Origin of the sequence: Sphingobium sp. 3R8, from assembly GCF_020166615.1 — a bacterium.
GTDB lineage: Bacteria > Pseudomonadota > Alphaproteobacteria > Sphingomonadales > Sphingomonadaceae > Sphingobium > Sphingobium bisphenolicum.
Window position 1 is genome coordinate 34,144 of sequence record NZ_JAIQXR010000026.1, and the last position, 16,217, is coordinate 50,360.

The window sequence follows — 16,217 nt, forward strand, 5'->3', positions numbered from 1 at the left end:
TTCCTCGAGTCAGCGCCGCTCTTGTGGCGGCCACAGGCGCGCGGCGTGAAGCAGGCGCAGGATGCGCACGTCCGTATCGGTCAGGTCATAGACCAGAATATAGTTGCGATGCGCGATTAGTTCGCGCGTTCCCGGCACCCGGCCAGGCCGGCCCATGGCAGGGAGCCGGGACAGGTCGGCTGCTTTTTGCGAAAAGATCGTGTCGAGCCTGATCGCCGCGCGCGGGCTGCGCGCTTCGACATAGTCGTAAATGGCGTCACGATCCCTGACGGCATCGGCCGTCCAGCGCAGCCTCATCGCTCGCCGTCTGATGTCCGCAGCGTGGCGGCACGTCGTGCGGCGAAATGCGCCTCGACTTCATCGCCGGCGATTAGGTGGCCTGCTTGCGCGGATGCGCGTCCGGCGTCGACCTGACGACGGAACCAGGCGTCATGGCTTTCGGCCTGTTCCTCGCGCAGTACGACATCGCGCATGAAATCGCGCAACAATTGCGCGCCGGTGCGATCCTGCGCCTTGGCCGCGCGGGCGAAGCGGCCCTTGAGTTCCTGATCCACGCGAAAGGTGAAGGTCGCCTCATTCATGGCGGGCCGGCTCCATGTGTTGCATATGCAGTGCATTGTAACACATGGAGCCGGCCCGCCCAATATCAGAATTCGATCAGCGCGACCTTGGTCTTGAGGTTCGCCATATAGGCTTCGCGGCCGAGATCCTTGCCGATGCCCGATTGCTTGTAGCCGCCGGTGGGCAGGATGAAGTCGTTGCTGCGACCGTAGCGGTTGACCCAGATGGTGCCTGCTTCCAGCGAACGGGTGGCGCGCAGGGCGCGGCCAATGTCGCCGGTATGGACGCCGGCGGCCAGGCCATAGTCGCTGTCGTTTGCCAGCGCATAGGCTTCCTCTTCGTCCGCGAATGTCTGGACGGTGAGGACCGGGCCGAAGATTTCGCCCTGCACGACCTCGCTCTTCTGGTCGACATTGGCGAGCAGAGTCGGCGCGAAATAGCTGCCCTCCTCCGGCGCGGCTGCACGGCCGCCGCCGGTGAGCGCTTCCGCCCCTGCCGCGACAGCGCGACCGACGATGCCGGCCATGCGGTCGAGCTGGCCTTCGGAGATGATCGGCCCCAGCGTGCTGTCGGCCGCCCAGGTCGGGCCGGCCCGGTGTGCGGCGAAGGCGGCGACGAGGCGATCGATCACCTGGTCCGCGACCTTGTCCTGCACCAGCAGGCGCGATCCGGCGACGCAGACCTGACCCGCATTGAGGGTGATGGCGCGGGCGACGATGGCTGACGCCTTGTCCAATTCTGCATCGGCGAAGATGATCTGCGGGCTTTTGCCGCCCAGTTCCAGCGTCACCGGCTTCGGCCCGGTTTCCGCGCAGGCGGCCATGATGGCGGCGCCGGTGCGGGTGGAGCCGGTGAAGGTGACCTTCGCCACTTCGGGGCGGCGCACCAATGGATCGCCAACCGAGCGGCCGTCGCCCTGCACGATGTTGAAGATGCCCGCGGGCAGCCCCGCCTCGATCGCCAGTTCGGCGAGGCGCACGATGCTGAAGGGCGTCATTTCCGACGGCTTGAGGACGATGCTGTTGCCCGCGGCGATGGCAGGCGCGATCTTCCACGCCGCCATCACCAGCGGAAGGTTCCACGGCGCGATCGCGGCGACGACGCCATAGGGTTCGGTGATGGTGAGGCCCAGCTTGTCGGGCGTGGTGGACGCGACTTCGCCGCCGACCTTGTCCGCCCATTCGGCGAAGAAGCGGATGGTTTCGGCGGTGTAGCTCAAATCCCAGGCGGTGATTTCCTTGAGCATCCGGGTGGACCCCAAGGCTTCGAGCGGGGCGAGCGTCGCGGCGTCGGCCTCGATCAGGTCGGCCCAGCGACGCATCACCTTCATCCGGCCGCGCGGATCGGTCTGCGCCCAGCCGCTGGTCTTGTAGGCGCGCTGCGCGCTGTCGACCGCTTCGACCAGTTGGTCCGCATCGACGCTGTCCAATTCGGCCTGTATCCGGCCGTCGGACGGTCGCCGCACGATGAGGGCCGGCCCGTGACCTGCAACCCGGCGCCCGCCGATGAAATTATGCGCATGGGGCAGGCTGATCTGATCGGGGTTGAAACCGGCCACGGCATAATCTCCTTCATACGGACATTCTGGTAAAATAGGCGGGCGTGACGGCATTTGTTGCAGTTGCGCGGGAAAATGTGCGCGATAATCTTCCAAAATCAGCGCGAAGGCGGCAGCCAATGCTTGAAGCGCGCGCTTAATGTCCGGCCATTGATTCCGAACAGAGGCAGGCGGGCGTCCCTTTCCCGCCAAGGAGCAAGACGCATGGCGACAGGCATAGAGGCGATGGTGGACCTGCGGCGGATGACCGTCGAGGATCTGGCCGCCGCCCATACCCTATCGAGCGAACAGAAATGGCCCCACCGCATCGAGGATTGGGAGATGCTGTTCGGCCTGGGTTTCGGTTATGTCGTCGAGCGCGATGGCCCAGAGGGTCAACGGGAAGTGATCGGCACCGCCATGGCCTGGCTCTATGGCGAGGATGCCGCGACGCTGGGCATGGTGATCGTGTCCCCGCAGGCGCAGGGCATGGGGCTGGGCCGCCGGTTGATGGAAGCGGTGCTGGGCGATCTGGGCACGCGCACGGTGCTGCTCAACGCCACCGACGAAGGCGCGCCGCTATATCGCAAGCTGGGGTTCGCAACCATCGGCCCGGTGTTCCAGCATCAGGGCGCCGCCTTTGCCGTGCCGATGGCCGAACTGATCCCCGACGAGCGGGTGCGCCCGCTGGGCGCCAAGGATATGGCGACGCTGCATGACCTGGCGCGCCGCGCGACCGGCATGGACCGCGACGCGTTGCTCGATGCGCTGGTGCCCGGCGCGCAGGGCGTGGTGCTCACCCGCTGTAACGAGCCGGTGGGCTTCGCCCTGTTCCGGCGCTTCGGCCGGGGCTATGTCGTCGGACCGACCGTCGCGCCCGATAGCGGCGGGGCGAAGGCGCTGATCTCGCACTGGCTGGGATCGAATGCGGGCATGTTCTGCCGGCTGGACGTGCCGGAAGAAAGCGGGCTTGGCGGCTGGCTCGACGAGCTGGGCCTGCCCTGCGTCGGCCGGGTGGTGCGCATGGTGCGCGGCCCGCAACCGGTGATCGATCCTTCGGTCACGACCTTCTCTCTCACCACGCAGGCGCTCGGATGACCCTTACCCTCGACAATCCCGCCCTTTTCATCGAACGCGCCTTCATCGGCGGGGCATGGGTCGGCGCGACGTCCGGCGCGACCCTGCCGGTCGACAATCCCGCGACCGGCGCGATCATCGGCGCCGTGCCTGATTGTAGCGAGGCCGATACGCTGGCCGCCATCGCCGCGGCCGAGGCGGCTTTCCCGGCATGGAAGGCGCGGACGGCAGGCGATCGCGCCGCTATGCTGGAGCGGTGGCACGCGCTGGTGCTGGCCAATGTCACCGACCTCGGCCGGATCATGACGGCCGAACAGGGCAAGCCGATCGCGGAGGCCGAGGGCGAGATTCGCTATGCCGCCAGCTTCATCAAATGGTTCGCGGAAGAAGGCCGCCGCGTCGATGGCGGCATCGTGCCCGCGCCGGAGGCCAATCGCCGCATATTGGTCATGAAAGAGCCGGTGGGGGTATCGGCGGCGATCACGCCGTGGAATTTTCCCGCCGCGATGATTACCCGCAAATGCGCGCCGGCTTTGGCGGCCGGTTGCCCGGTGGTGGTCAAGCCATCGGAGCTGACCCCCTTCACCGCGCTGGCGCTGGCGAAGCTGGCGGAGGAAGCCGGCATCCCGGCGGGTGTGTTCAATATCGTCACCGGCCTGCCGACGGCGATCGGCGGGGCGCTGACCGCCAGTCCGGTGGTGCGCAAATTGTCCTTCACCGGATCGACGCGGGTGGGGTCGCTGCTGATGCGGCAATGCGCCGACACGATCAAGCGGGTGAGCTTCGAGCTGGGTGGCAATGCCCCGTTGATCGTGTTCGACGATGCCGATGTGGACATCGCCGTCGCCAGTGCGATGGTCAGCAAATTCCGCAATGCAGGCCAGACCTGCGTATGCGCGAACCGCATATTGGTGCAGGACGGGGTCTACGACCAGTTCGCCGAGAAGCTGGCCAGGGCGGTGTCCGCGCTGAAGGTCGCGCCGGGCGACATGGCAGGCAGCACGATCGGCCCGCTGATCAACGTCGCCGCCGTCGAGAAGGTGCAGGCGCATGTCGAGGATGCGTTGTCGCATGGTGCGACTTTGTTCGCGCAGGCGGCCAATGATGCGACGGGTGCCCGGTTTGCGACGCCGGTCATCCTGACCGGGGCGACGCGGGACATGCGGCTGGCGCAGGAAGAGACGTTCGGGCCGGTCGCACCGCTGTTCCGCTTCACCCATGAGGAGGAAGGGATAGAGCTGGCCAACGCCACCAGCTATGGCCTGGCCGCCTATTTCTACACCGAAAATCTGCATCGCGCCTTCCGCGTGGCGGAGCGGCTGGAGGCCGGGATGGTCGCGCTCAACAGCGGGGCAATCGCCATGGAGGTCGCGCCGTTCGGCGGGGTCAAAATGTCGGGCCTGGGCCGCGAAGGCGCGCATGCGGGGATCGAGGAATATCTGGAAACCAAGGCGTTCCATATTGCGGGGCTTAAACTTTAATCGGTCCTTCCATCCGTTCGGGCTGAGCCTGTCGAAGCCCATTTCTTGTACTCGCAGAAAAGTGAAGCCCTTCGACAGGCTCAGGGCGAACGGGAGTAGGCTATGACTAACTCACGCAACTATGCCATCTCCGTCATTCCCGGCGACGGGATCGGCAAGGAAGTCATGCCCGAGGGCATCCGCGTGCTGGAACGTGCGGCAAGCCTCTATGGCTTTTCGATCGAACAGAAATGGCAGGATTTCGCCTGCTGCGACTATTATGCCAAGCACGGCCAGATGATGCCCGACGACTGGAAGGCGCAGATCGGCAATCCCGACGCGATCTTCTTCGGCGCGGTCGGCTGGCCCGATACGGTGCCGGATCATGTCTCGCTCTGGGGATCGCTGCTCCAGTTCCGGCGCGAATATGATCAATATGTCAATTTGCGCCCCGTTCGACTGATGCCTGGCGTCCCCTGCCCGCTGGCCGGGCGCGAGCCGGGCGACATCGATTTCTGGGTCGTGCGCGAAAATACCGAGGGCGAATATAGCTCGGTCGGCGGCAAGATGTTTCCCGGCACCGACCGGGAGATCGTGATCCAGGAGACGGTGATGACCCGGCACGGCACCGACCGGGTGCTGCGCTACGCCTTCGAACTGGCGGCGACGCGGGATCGCAAGCATGTCACGTCGGCGACCAAGTCCAACGGCATCGCCATCACCATGCCCTGGTGGGACGAGCGGGTGGAGGAGATGGCGAAACACTATCCGACCGTCACCCACGACAAATATCATATCGATATTTTGACCGCGCAGTTCGTGCTGAACCCGAACCGCTTCGACGTGGTGGTGGCGTCCAACCTGTTCGGCGACATCTTGTCCGACCTTGGCCCGGCCTGCACCGGCACGATCGGGGTGGCGCCGTCGGGCAATATCAATCCGGACCGCACCGCGCCCTCGCTGTTCGAGCCGGTCCACGGCTCCGCGCCCGACATCGCCGGCAAGGGAATCGCCAATCCGGTCGGGCAAATCTGGTCGGCGGCGATGATGCTGGAGCATCTGGGCGAGGCGGACGCCGCCGCCGCGATCATGCGCGCAGTCGAGACGGTGCTGGCCGAGCCGGGCCTGCGCACCGGCGACCTGAAGGGCAAGGCGAATACCGAGCAGTGCGGCAGGGCTGTCGCCGACGCACTGGCCTGACCGCTGCGAACGGACGCGGCAGAATATGCTGCGTCGGTTCCCGTTTAAAGCGGGCGAGGGTGCCTATTCGCCCCATATCGGGCTTTCGCCCTGCCGCATAAGGATAGGCTGAACTTCAGAACCACAATGGCGAGCCCCTAAGATGACGCTGCATTCCAATCGGTCCCTTCTGGACATCGACCGCGACCATCTGATCCATCCGGTCACTTCCTTCCGCGGGCATGAAGCGCATGGCGCGCTGCTGCTGGAAAGCGGCAAGGGGATGTGGCTGAAGGATATGGACGGCAAGGAGCTACTCGACGCCTTTGCCGGCCTGTGGTGCGTCAATGTCGGCTATGGCCAGGACAGCATCGCCGAGGTGGCGGCCGAGCAGATGCGGCGGCTGCCCTATGCGACGGGCTATTTCCATTTCGGCAGCGAGCCGGCGGTGCGGCTGGCACAGAAGCTGATAGACCTCAGTCCCGAGGGCCTGGACCATGTCTATTTCACGCTGGGCGGGTCGGACGCGGTGGATAGCGCGATCCGGTATATCACCCATTATTACAATGCGATCGGCAAGCCGGAAAAGAAGCAGTGCATCGCGCTGGAGCGCGGCTATCACGGGTCGAGCAGCACCGGCGCGGGGCTGACGGCGCTGGCCAATTTCCACCGCGGGTTCGACCTGCCGCTGCGCTGGCAGCATCATATCGCGTCGCCCTACCCCTATCGCAGCGACTTGGAAGGCGACGATGCCGCGATCATCGCGCGGTCGGTGCAGGAGTTGAAGGACAAGGTCGCAGCGCTGGGCGCGGACAAGGTCGCCGCTTTCTTCTGCGAGCCGATCCAGGGATCGGGCGGCGTGATCGTGCCGCCGGTCGGCTGGCTCAAGGCGATGCGCGAGACCTGTACGCAGCTCGACATTCTCTTCGTCACGGACGAGGTCATCACCGGCTTCGGCCGCACCGGGCCGATGTTCGCGTGCGAGGCGGAGGGCGTGACGCCAGACCTGATGACGTTGGCCAAGGGCCTGACCGCCGGTTATGTGCCGATGGGCGCGCTACTGATGTCGGGCAAGGTGTATGAGGGCATCGCCAATGGCGCGGCACCCGAGGTCGCGATCGGCCATGGCGCGACCTACTCGGGCCACCCGGTGAGCGCAGCGGTCGGACTGGAAGTGCTGCGCCTCTATACCGATGGCGGCATATTGGCGAACGGGCAAAGGGTCGCCGCGCGCTTCGACGCCGGGCTGGCGGGGTTGGTCGATCATCCGATGGTCGGCGATAAGCGCGGACGGGGCCTGCTGGGCGCGATCGAACTGGTGGCGGACAAGGGGACGAAGGCGCGGTTCGATCCCGGCCTGAAACTGGCGGACCGGCTGTTCGCCAAAGCCTATGACAATGGCGTCATCTTCCGCGCCTTTGCCGACAATATCATCGGCCTGGCCCCTGCGCTGTGCGCGTCGGACGGCGAGATGGACGAGATATTCGCCCGCATCGCCAAGACGCTGGACGATCTGCTCGAAGAGGCGGATATTCGCGCGGCGCTGGGATAAGATAGACGGGGAGCAAGGCATATGTTGGGCGGACCCAGACTGGACAGGATCGACCTCAAGATCCTCACGCAGCTTCAGCAATCAGGCCGCATCACCAATGTCGAACTGGCCGATGCGGTCGGCCTGTCCCCCAGCCCCTGCCTGACCCGCGTCAAGCGGCTGGAGAAGGCCGGCTATATCACCGGCTATGGCGCGCATATCAACCTGCACAAGCTGGGCGAATATCTGACCGTCTTTACCGAGGTGACGCTGACCGAGCATCGCGCCGGCGACTTTTCCCGGTTCGAGACGCGCATCCGCAAGCTGGACGAGATCGTCGAGTGCCATCTGGTCAGCGGCGGCTATGACTATCTGCTGAAATTCGTGACGCGCGGCGTGGCGCATTATCAGTCGATCATCGAGGGCATGCTGGAGAGCGACTACGGCATCGAGAAATATTTCAGCTATGTCGTCATCAAGTCGCCCTTCATCAAACATCATTATCCGATCCAGCATCTGTTCGGCGAGCAACGATAGGGCTAAGTTTCCAAGCATGACCGACATTGCCGACCTGATCGAACCGCTCGTCGCGTTCCGGCGCGACATTCACGCCCATCCCGAACTGGGTTTCTGCGAGCATCGCACCGCGGGTCGGATAGCCGAACAACTGCGCGCGCTGGGGCTGGAGGTGCATGAGGGGATCGGCCGGACCGGCGTGGTCGGGGTGCTGCGCAACGGGACGTCTTCGCGCAATATCGGGCTGCGCGCGGACATGGACGCTTTGCCGATCCATGAACAGACCAACCTGCCCTATGCCAGCACGACGCCCGGCACCTTCCATGGCTGCGGTCATGACGGGCATGTCGCGATGCTGCTGGGGGCGGCGCAGCATCTGGCGCGGAGCCGCCATTTCGACGGCACTGTCAATTTCTTCTTCCAGCCGGCCGAGGAAGGCCAGGGCGGCGCGCGGGAGATGGTCAATGAAGGGCTGTTCGAGCGTTTCCCCTGCGACCGGGTGTTCGGGCTGCACAATTGGCCCGACCTGCCGGCCGGCACGATCGCAACGCGGCCCGGCCCGATCATGGGCGCGGCCGACAAGTTCGAGATTCGCCTGGAAGGGCGCGGCGGCCATGCCGCGATCCCGCAGGATACGCCGGACGCGATATTTGCTGCAGCAGCATTGGTGCAGCAATTGAACGCCATCGTGTCCCGCCGGATCGCGCCGACGGCGTCGGCCGTGCTGTCCATCACACAGATCCATGGCGGGCATACGCATAATGTGATCCCCGAACTGGTGACGGTTTCAGGCACCGTCCGCACATTCGATCCGGCCGTCCAGGATCGGATCGAGGATTCGATCCGACAGATCGTGGCGGGGGTGGCGCTGGCGGGCGAACTGACGGCGACGGTCGATTACCAGCGCTACTATCCCGCGACGATCAACGACGCGGAGGCCGCGCAGGAGGCGCTGGACGCCGCAGCGACGGTGGGCGTCGCGCAACTGGCGCCCGACCCGGCCTTCACCTCGGAGGATTTCGCCTTCATGCTCCAGGCGTGCAAGGGCGCCTATATCTGGCTTGGTCAGGCGAAGGTGGAGGGGTCCGCACCGCTGCATAATCCGCATTATGATTTCAATGACGACGTGTTGGAACTGGGTATCAGGCTGCATGTCGCGCTGGCGGAGCGGCATTTGGCGTTAGGTGACTAGAGCGCTGCGTGCCCCCGCGCAGGCGGGAACATCCGTAGACATTACAAGCTGAAGGCAAAGCCGATCACCGCCATGGTCGATTGCAGCGTATCGCCCTGAGCGCGAGCGAGGCGGCGGGTGCCGGCGAGCAGTCGTTCATGGACGACCGCCGTATAGATGTTGAGCTTGGGTGTCAGGCGGTAGCGCAGGCGCAGGGTCCCCTCCCCCTCCGTAAAGCCCGATTCCACGGCATCCACCGCTACCCCCTGCGCCGACCAGCCGACGCCGACGCGCGGTTCCAGATAGAGGCTGTCGGTGATCGGCAGTTGATAGACGATCTGCCCCTCGCCGGTCAGCCGGCCATTGTCCGACAGGAAGGCGTAGCTTTCCCAACTGAGGCGCGTGCCGACATTACCCTGTACGCCGACGATGGCGTGGCGGTCGCGCGGATGGGGGGTGAAATCCTTGCGCACGCCCACGAGCAGCGTCGCATTGCCGATGGCGCGGCCGTAGAAAAGCCGGGCCTGCACTTCGTCGATCTGGTTGCCGAGCGCCCCGCCGCCCTGCGTCACCAGCATCAACTGGTCGGTGGCGTTGCCGAGGGAGAAAGTGCCGTCCCACAGGAAAACATCGTCGCCCTTGCCGGCGCGCAATTCGATGAGATCGAAGCCGCCGCTGAGCGCCCATGCGCCGGTTTCGTCCGCCTGGGCGGCGGCCGGCGACGCCATCACCAGCGCGCTCAGGAAGGACAAGCCCAGACAGGCGGTACGCAGCATCTACCCTTATCCGTTTTGCGGTATCGGGCAGAGACTAGACGGGCGGTACGGCGCGATTGCGCGAAGCGGGATGCCGGTCGCCGCGTTGATGACAAATTATTGCCGGGATGCGGCAGCTTATGCCGACATGACTTGCATTAGAACCAGAAGCGGATGCCCATCACCAGGCTGGTGGCGGACGCCCCCTCCCCCGCCGCGCGGGCGTAGCGCGCGGTGTCGCCAAGGCTGCGTTCCCAGTTGACGCCGATATAGGGCGCAAATTCACGAGCGAATTCGTAGCGCAGGCGCAGGCCCAGTTCGATGGTCGAGAAGCCCGATCCGACGCCGAGTTCCGGCACGTCCTGCGCGGCGATATTCACTTCGGCGGCGGGTTGCAGGACGAGGCGCTGGGTGATGCGCTGGTCATAGCTGCCCTCGACCCGCAGATGGGCGTCGCCCTTGTTGGAGAGGAAGGCCTGCGCTTCGACTTCGAACCAATAGGGGGCGAGGCCTTCGATGCCGATGGTGGCATAGGTGCGCTGTGGTTGGGGGCGGAAATCCTGACGGACGCCCGCGACGATATTCCACCAGGGATCGATCGCGCGGCTATAGAGCGCCTGGAGTTCGGCCTGGTGCAGGCGGCCGCTGGCTTCACCCTCCCCTTCCGACTTGATGGCGAGGCGGTCGATGTCGCCGCCGATCCAGCCTTCGCCTTCCCAGGCATAGCCATCGCCACCCTTTTGCGCGCGATATTCGAAGCGGTCGATCATGAGCTGGGAGAAAGTCATGCCGCCATTTTCCTTCGTCATGGCGGCGCGGGCGCGGGCCATGGTGGCGGGATCGTAGAGGGCATCGGCGGCGTGATCGGTGGGGACCGGAGGCGCGACGCCTTTGGGCACCGCGTCATCGGATGCGGGCATGGCGTGGCCGGCATGGGGGTTGGATGGTTCTGCTGGCGCAGGGGCGCTATGGCCGGCGTGCGGATCGGCGGGTTCTGCGGCGGCAGGTGCCGCTTCCGGCTGCGGCATCTGGTGCGCGCTATGGTCCATCTGGCTATGGTCCTGCGCGACCGCGGGCGTAGCGATGCTGGCGGCCAGCAGGGTGGCGACGATCAGGCGCTTCATGCCGCGTCCTCCGCGGGACGGACGGTGACGACGCGCATCATCCCGGCGTGCATGTGCATCAGCATGTGGCAGTGGAAGGCCCAGTCGCCCAGCGCATCGGCGGTGAGATCGAAGCTGACCTTGCCGCCGGGCAGGACGTTCACCGTATGCTTGCGCGGGTTGTGGAGCGGATCGTCGCCGGTCAGCAACTGGAAAAAATGGCCGTGGATGTGGATGGGGTGCGGCATCATCGTGTCGTTGATGAGGGTGACGCGGACCCGTTCATTGTGGCGGAAGGCAATAGGGTCAGCGCCGTCGGACAGCTTCACCCCGTCGAAGGACCACATATAGCGTTCCATGTTCGCGGTTAGGTGGATGTCGAGCGACCGGGTCGGCGTGCGAATGTCCTGATTGGGTTCGAGCGACTGCAGGTCGGCATAGGTGAGGACGCGATGATCGACATCCTCCAGCCCGGTCGGCCGGTCGGCGGTGCGATCGGCGGGCATGGCGGAAAGGGTCGCGACGCCCGGCCCCATCGGCACATCGGGCGCGACGGAGGGGTCGAGCATCTTCATGGCGTGGCCGGACATGCTGTCATTGGCGGGCTGGCTGAGGTCGATAACGCCCCCCTGCCCCATGTCCATGCCGGACATGTCCATGCCCATGTCCTTCATGGTCAGCAGCGGGCGTTTGCGCAGGTCCGGGATCGGCGCGACCATGCCGAGCTGCGGCGCGAGCGTGGCGCGGACCTGGCCGGAGCGGTCGATGGCTTCGGCGATCAGGCCATAGGCTTTGGCTTCGGTCGGCTGGACGATCACGTCATAGGTTTCGGCGATGCCGATCTGGAATTCGTCCGTCTCGACCGGCTGGACATGCTGGCCGTCGCACTGGACGACCGTCATGGGCAGGCCGGGCAGGCGGACGTTGAAATTGGTCATGGCGGACGCGTTGATGATGCGCAGGCGAACGCGCTCGCCCGGTGTGAACAGGCCGGTCCAGTTTTCCGGCGTGCCGTGACCGTTGATGAGGAAGCTGTAGGTGGAGCCGGTGACATCGGAAATGTCGGTCGGGTCCATGCGCATCTTGCCCCAGTCCATCCGGTCCTTGAGGCTTTGATCCTTGCCCGCGAGCAGGCCGGCCAGCGTCTGGCGCTGAAAATTATGATAGCCGCCCATCTGCTTAAGGCGTTTCAGCAGCACATGCGGATGGACCGGCGACCAGTCGGCCAGCACGATCACATGCTCCCGCGTCGCCTGCACCGGATCGGGACCGGCGGGGTCGATGACGATGGGGCCATAATGGCCCATCGCTTCCTGCATCCCCGAATGGCTGTGATACCAGTAGGTGCCCGACTGACGGATGGGGAAGTCGTAGGTGAAGGTTTCGCCCGGACGGATGCCGGGGAAGCTGATGCCGGGCACGCCGTCCATCTGGAAGGGGACGATCAGGCCGTGCCAGTGGATCGACGTGTCTTCCTTGAGCGTGTTGGTGACGGCGAGCTGTACGCGCTGCCCTTCCTTCAGGCGGATGAGTGGCGCGGGGACGGTGCCGTTGATCGTGATCGCATGGGCGGAGCGACCGCCAGTGCCGAAATGGCTTTCCCCCACGGTGAGCGCGATGCGGTCGCCCGACAAAACGCCGGGCGCGGGATGCAGGCCCGGCGTGCCGCTGCGCGCCCAGGCGGGGAAGGCGCCCGCGAGGCTGAGCGCCGCAGCGCTTTTGAAAAGGGTGCGGCGATCGAGGGCGATGGATGTCGTCATGCCCTGTCATACGCAGACGGGGCGCTAAACCCTCAAAATTTCGGTTAGTTTCGCGCGGGCGCGATAGAGGCGGGTTTCGACCGCCTTTTCGGTGACGCCCAGCACCTGCGCCGTTTCCGCCTGGCTCATCTGTTCGATGGTACGCAGCAGGAGGACGTCCTTGAGATTGGCGGGTAGCGCGGCGATGGCGGCGTTGATGCGCGCGACTTCGCGTTGCGAGTGGGCGACGTCCTCCGGCGTGGGGTCGGGGCTGGCGATCGTGAGCGCGTCGTCGAGCGGTTTGGCGAAGGCGAAGAAGCGCCGCACCGTTCGGCGACGCGCCCAGTCGCGGCATTTGTTGAGCGCGATGCGCGCGATCCAGACGCGGAACGGGCGCGCGCCATCATAGCGGGCGAGCGCGGCGAAAGCGGCGACGAAGGTTTCCTGCGTGATGTCGAGCGCCTCATCGCCATCGCCGACATGGCCGCGAGCGAGGCGCCAGACGGCGTCGCGGTGGCGCGCCATCAACGCGCCATAGGCGGACTGATGCCCCGCCAGCGCGCGGGTAGCAAGCGTCCGGTCGTCGGGTTCGGAGTCGGCCGCACTCACCGGGCGGGCTGGGTCAGCGCCTTGACGATGGCGGCGTCGAATTGCGCCGCCTGATCGGGCCGCAGCACGCCGCGCATCGCGAAGATGTGCTGGAGCGTTTCCTTTTGCAGTTGCCCCATGACATGATGCGAGCGGTCGACCGCTTCGGCCACTTTGGGGCCATAGCCATGTTCGCCCTCGATCGCGGCGGCGAGCCGTTCATTGTCGGCGCGCATTTCCGCCTCCAGCGCTTCGCGCCGGGTAGCGAACGCGGCTTCCAGTGCGTGAATGCGCTGTTCCTGCGCGGCGTCGAGCGTCATCCGCTGGTGCAGCAGGGCGTGGACTTCGCTTTCCACCCGCGGCGTCGGCGCGAGCCAGGTGCGCGCGACCAGAACCGCCGCCAGCGCGGCGGCGAAGGCGACCAGCGCGACCAGCGCGTAGCGGCGCAGGGTCACTGGCCGAGCAGGCGCGACGGCGCATAGTCGGACATGCCGATCGGCATGGGCGCAGCCTGCGCCGGCGCAGCGGGCAGGATGCTGCCGGCCCAGCCGATGCCGATCGCGAGCAGGCCGGCGAGCGCCAGGCTGCGCCGCGCCGTCATCCGGTCGCGCCGTTCGGCGAGCCCGCCCATCACCGCGGCGTCCATGTCCGCAAGCCGCGCATCGGTCGGCATCGCGCGCACCGTGCCCAGCAACTGATCCAGATCGGTCATCATCGTCTCCATCCTCATTCCCGCATACGCGCGGGGGACGTGCATCCCTCATGGCATGAGGCGTAAAAATTATGCGCATGGGGCGAGGGGTCCGGCAAGTCCATGCGTAAATCCCCCTGATACCCCCTGTCCCACCCATTTGTTGGAGATGCCGATATGACCCGCCTGTTCCTGACCGCCGCCGCCGCTTTCGCCCTGACCCTGCCGGGCGTTGCGATCGCGCACAGCAAGCTGGTGTCGTCCACCCCCGCGGCCAATGCGACCGTGGCCAAGCCGACCAAGCTGAGTCTGACCTTTTCCGAAACCTTCCTGGCGCCGATGAGCGGCGCGGAACTCGTGATGACCGGGATGCCGGGCATGAGCGACCATCCCGCGATGCCGATCAAGGGTTTCAAGACCGCGGTCGACGGCAAGACCATGACCCTGACCTTCCCCCGCGCGCTGCCCGCCGGCAGCTATGACCTGAAATGGCATATTGTCGGCGCCGACCAGCATAAGATGGAAGGCGGCTACAGCTTCAAGGTCAAGTAAGCCGTCATGATCGAGGGGGTTTTGATCGGGGCGCGGCTTGCGCTGATGCTCGACCTTGCCCTGCTCATGGGCCTGCCGCTCTTCTGGCGGGTCATGGGCATGGCGGGGCGGGGCGGTCTGTTGGTGGCGTTGGCCCTGGGCGGTATGGCGCTGTCTGCGCTATGGCTGTTCGCCAGCGTCGCGGCGATGACCGGCGTGTCGATCCTGCCCCCCGATTGGCCGACAGCGGAGATATTGCTGACCATGACGCCGATCGGGCCGGTGCTGGCGGTGCGCGGTGGTGCATTGCTGCTGGCGTTGTTGTTCGCGGCCGCCAGTCGCCCGCGTTTGACCGCGATCCCGGCGGCCGTAGCGGCCGCTACGCTGGCGTGGACCGGGCATGCCGGAGCGACGGAGGCGATGGCGGGGACGATCCATCGGATCGCCGACGTGGCGCATATCTGGGCGGCGGCGGGATGGATCGGAGCGTTGGCGGTGCTGCTGCACGCCATTTTCACGCTGCGGCCGACCACGGCCGAGACGGCGCGCGTGGCCGCCATGCTGTCCCGCTTTGCCCTGATGGGGACGCTGATCGTCGCGACCTTGGTCGTGAGCGGTACAATCAATGGCGTGATGATCGTCGGCCTGGCGCAGTTGCCCGATCTGGTCGGGAGCCTTTATGGATGGCTGCTGGGCGCGAAGCTGGCGCTGTTCGCGCTGATGCTGGGGCTGGCGGCGGTCAATCGCTGGCGCCTGACGCCGGCGCTGGAGAGCGGGACGCCGCAGCGCGCGATCGCGCATCTGCGGCTGTCGCTGCTGATCGAAACAAGCGCGGCCATCGCCATTATCGGACTTGTGGCCTGGCTGGGGACGCTCGATCCGATGGGGTGATCGCCATAGCACCGCTGTCCCCGCCTCCGCGGAAGCAGCGGGCGCTTAAGGCTGCTCAGGCCGGGCGGTAGATGCAATAGACCTTCTTCACATGGACCTGGCTGTTCCAGCTACAGCTGGCGCCCTGTTCCACCAGAAAGATATCGCCCTTGTCGAACGTGCCTTCCGCGCCGTCTTCGTCGACGAAGGTCACGCTGCCGTCGAGCAGATACATGAGTTCATAATGAGGGTAGAACATCGCGCGGCGATGATAGGGCGTGGAATCCCAGGTGCCGACCATGAATTCGCCGTCTTCCGATTTATAGTCGCCATGGTTGCGGCACTGCGGTGTCGGGCCGACAAGCAGTTCGGCGAGCGGCGCGCCCGACGGTTCGAGCGGCGCGTCGATATCGACCGGGATGATCGCGCCGTCGCCAGCAGGGCCGTCGGTGCGACGCATGAAGAGCAGGCGCGTCTCGGCGTCGGCCGTCCAGGTGCAAGCCGCGCCGTCGCGTAGGAGGAGGCTGTCGCCTTCGACCAGAGCAATGGTCTTGTCACCCTGTTCGATACGCACCGCGCCCGATGCGACGATGATGAATTCTTCGGCCGGCATCTTTGCCACTTCGCCTGCCCCTTGCGGCAACGCGATGAGGCCCACGCTGATCGGTCCCTCCGCCAGCGACAGGTCGGTACGCGCGGTCAGGAAAGGATCGCCCGAGGTCGCGGCGGCGACGGTATCGGCCGCCCAGGCGCGCAGGTCGATGAAGGAACGGGTGCGGGTTTGGGTTGCGGTGCTGGTCATGCCGGCCTTCCTTGGATGGGTCAGAAGGCGGCAGGATATCCGGTGTGCGCGGCACTATGCGCCAAGAGCGCGGCGCATGGCCGTGCGCCCTGCCGTTTGCCGCGGG

At 65.8% G+C, this 16,217-nt stretch carries 18 protein-coding genes; 8 read left to right on the top strand and 10 right to left on the bottom strand.

Annotated features, from left to right (window positions below; translation table 11 throughout):
* Window positions 1–9: 9 nt before the first annotated feature.
* The 3 genes from K9B33_RS20025 to K9B33_RS20035 all read right to left on the bottom strand — a co-directional run bounded on the left by K9B33_RS20025 (window position 10) and on the right by K9B33_RS20035 (window position 2,119).
* A complete protein-coding gene (locus K9B33_RS20025; RefSeq protein ID WP_224550886.1) occupies window positions 10–297 on the bottom strand; it encodes a type II toxin-antitoxin system RelE/ParE family toxin in 288 nt (95 codons plus the stop codon).
* Complete coding sequence (locus tag K9B33_RS20030) at window positions 294–581, bottom strand: CopG family ribbon-helix-helix protein (RefSeq protein WP_066609130.1); 288 nt, start codon at window positions 579–581, stop codon at window positions 294–296. Before K9B33_RS20030 ends, K9B33_RS20025 begins: the two co-directional genes overlap by 4 nt.
* A 65-nt stretch (window positions 582–646) precedes the next feature.
* Window positions 647–2,119, bottom strand: a complete 1,473-nt coding sequence (locus K9B33_RS20035; RefSeq protein WP_224550887.1) for an aldehyde dehydrogenase family protein — start codon at window positions 2,117–2,119, stop codon at window positions 647–649.
* A 204-nt stretch (window positions 2,120–2,323) separates the two neighbouring features.
* Here K9B33_RS20035 and K9B33_RS20040 point away from each other — a divergent pair, with 204 nt between their 5' ends.
* The 6 genes from K9B33_RS20040 to K9B33_RS20065 all read left to right on the top strand — a co-directional run bounded on the left by K9B33_RS20040 (window position 2,324) and on the right by K9B33_RS20065 (window position 9,053).
* Complete coding sequence (locus K9B33_RS20040) at window positions 2,324–3,196, top strand: GNAT family N-acetyltransferase (protein ID WP_224550888.1); 873 nt, start codon at window positions 2,324–2,326, stop codon at window positions 3,194–3,196.
* Window positions 3,193–4,656, top strand: coding sequence for an NAD-dependent succinate-semialdehyde dehydrogenase (locus tag K9B33_RS20045; RefSeq protein ID WP_224550889.1), 1,464 nt, complete (start codon window positions 3,193–3,195; stop codon window positions 4,654–4,656). The genes K9B33_RS20040 and K9B33_RS20045 overlap by 4 nt, the downstream gene beginning before the upstream one ends.
* Before the next feature lie 102 nt (window positions 4,657–4,758).
* The gene (locus tag K9B33_RS20050; RefSeq protein ID WP_224550890.1) at window positions 4,759–5,835 is read left to right on the top strand and encodes a tartrate dehydrogenase; all 1,077 of its coding nucleotides are present in this window, start codon (window positions 4,759–4,761) and stop codon (window positions 5,833–5,835) included.
* A gap of 142 nt (window positions 5,836–5,977) precedes the next feature.
* Entirely contained in the window at window positions 5,978–7,366 is a 1,389-nt protein-coding gene (locus tag K9B33_RS20055) for an aminotransferase class III-fold pyridoxal phosphate-dependent enzyme (protein WP_224550891.1), read from the top strand.
* A gap of 21 nt (window positions 7,367–7,387) precedes the next feature.
* Window positions 7,388–7,882, top strand: coding sequence for an Lrp/AsnC family transcriptional regulator (locus K9B33_RS20060; protein ID WP_066855158.1), 495 nt, complete (start codon window positions 7,388–7,390; stop codon window positions 7,880–7,882).
* 16 nt (window positions 7,883–7,898) lie between these two features.
* On the top strand, window positions 7,899–9,053 hold the full coding sequence (locus K9B33_RS20065; protein ID WP_224550892.1) for a M20 aminoacylase family protein: 1,155 nt from the start codon (window positions 7,899–7,901) through the stop codon (window positions 9,051–9,053).
* 41 nt (window positions 9,054–9,094) lie between these two features.
* On the opposite strand, the gene K9B33_RS20070 is transcribed toward K9B33_RS20065, so the two are convergent.
* From K9B33_RS20070 to K9B33_RS20095, 6 genes are all read right to left on the bottom strand, one after another.
* Window positions 9,095–9,808 (bottom strand): copper resistance protein B, encoded by a 714-nt coding sequence (locus tag K9B33_RS20070; RefSeq protein ID WP_224550893.1) that lies wholly within the window; start codon window positions 9,806–9,808, stop codon window positions 9,095–9,097.
* Between the two features lie 137 nt (window positions 9,809–9,945).
* Window positions 9,946–10,911, bottom strand: a complete 966-nt coding sequence (locus K9B33_RS20075; protein WP_224550894.1) for a copper resistance protein B — start codon at window positions 10,909–10,911, stop codon at window positions 9,946–9,948.
* A complete protein-coding gene (locus tag K9B33_RS20080; RefSeq protein WP_224550895.1) occupies window positions 10,908–12,650 on the bottom strand; it encodes a copper resistance system multicopper oxidase in 1,743 nt (580 codons plus the stop codon). Before K9B33_RS20080 ends, K9B33_RS20075 begins: the two co-directional genes overlap by 4 nt.
* A 24-nt stretch (window positions 12,651–12,674) precedes the next feature.
* Window positions 12,675–13,238, bottom strand: coding sequence for an RNA polymerase sigma factor (locus K9B33_RS20085; protein WP_224550896.1), 564 nt, complete (start codon window positions 13,236–13,238; stop codon window positions 12,675–12,677).
* A complete protein-coding gene (locus K9B33_RS20090; protein ID WP_066609119.1) occupies window positions 13,235–13,672 on the bottom strand; it encodes a periplasmic heavy metal sensor in 438 nt (145 codons plus the stop codon). Before K9B33_RS20090 ends, K9B33_RS20085 begins: the two co-directional genes overlap by 4 nt.
* Complete coding sequence (locus K9B33_RS20095; RefSeq protein ID WP_224550897.1) at window positions 13,669–13,932, bottom strand: hypothetical protein; 264 nt, start codon at window positions 13,930–13,932, stop codon at window positions 13,669–13,671. The genes K9B33_RS20090 and K9B33_RS20095 overlap by 4 nt, the downstream gene beginning before the upstream one ends.
* Before the next feature lie 153 nt (window positions 13,933–14,085).
* Here K9B33_RS20095 and copC point away from each other — a divergent pair, with 153 nt between their 5' ends.
* Together copC and copD are read left to right on the top strand one after the other, a co-directional pair.
* Window positions 14,086–14,460, top strand: coding sequence for a copper homeostasis periplasmic binding protein CopC (gene copC / locus K9B33_RS20100; protein ID WP_224550898.1), 375 nt, complete (start codon window positions 14,086–14,088; stop codon window positions 14,458–14,460).
* Between the two features lie 6 nt (window positions 14,461–14,466).
* Window positions 14,467–15,330 (top strand): copper homeostasis membrane protein CopD, encoded by an 864-nt coding sequence (gene copD / locus K9B33_RS20105; RefSeq protein WP_224550899.1) that lies wholly within the window; start codon window positions 14,467–14,469, stop codon window positions 15,328–15,330.
* 55 nt (window positions 15,331–15,385) lie between these two features.
* Here copD and K9B33_RS20110 read toward each other — a convergent pair whose 3' ends face one another.
* Window positions 15,386–16,111: a cupin domain-containing protein gene (locus K9B33_RS20110; RefSeq protein ID WP_224550900.1), complete on the bottom strand. Its 726-nt coding sequence runs from the start codon at window positions 16,109–16,111 to the stop codon at window positions 15,386–15,388.
* Window positions 16,112–16,217 lie beyond the last annotated feature (106 nt).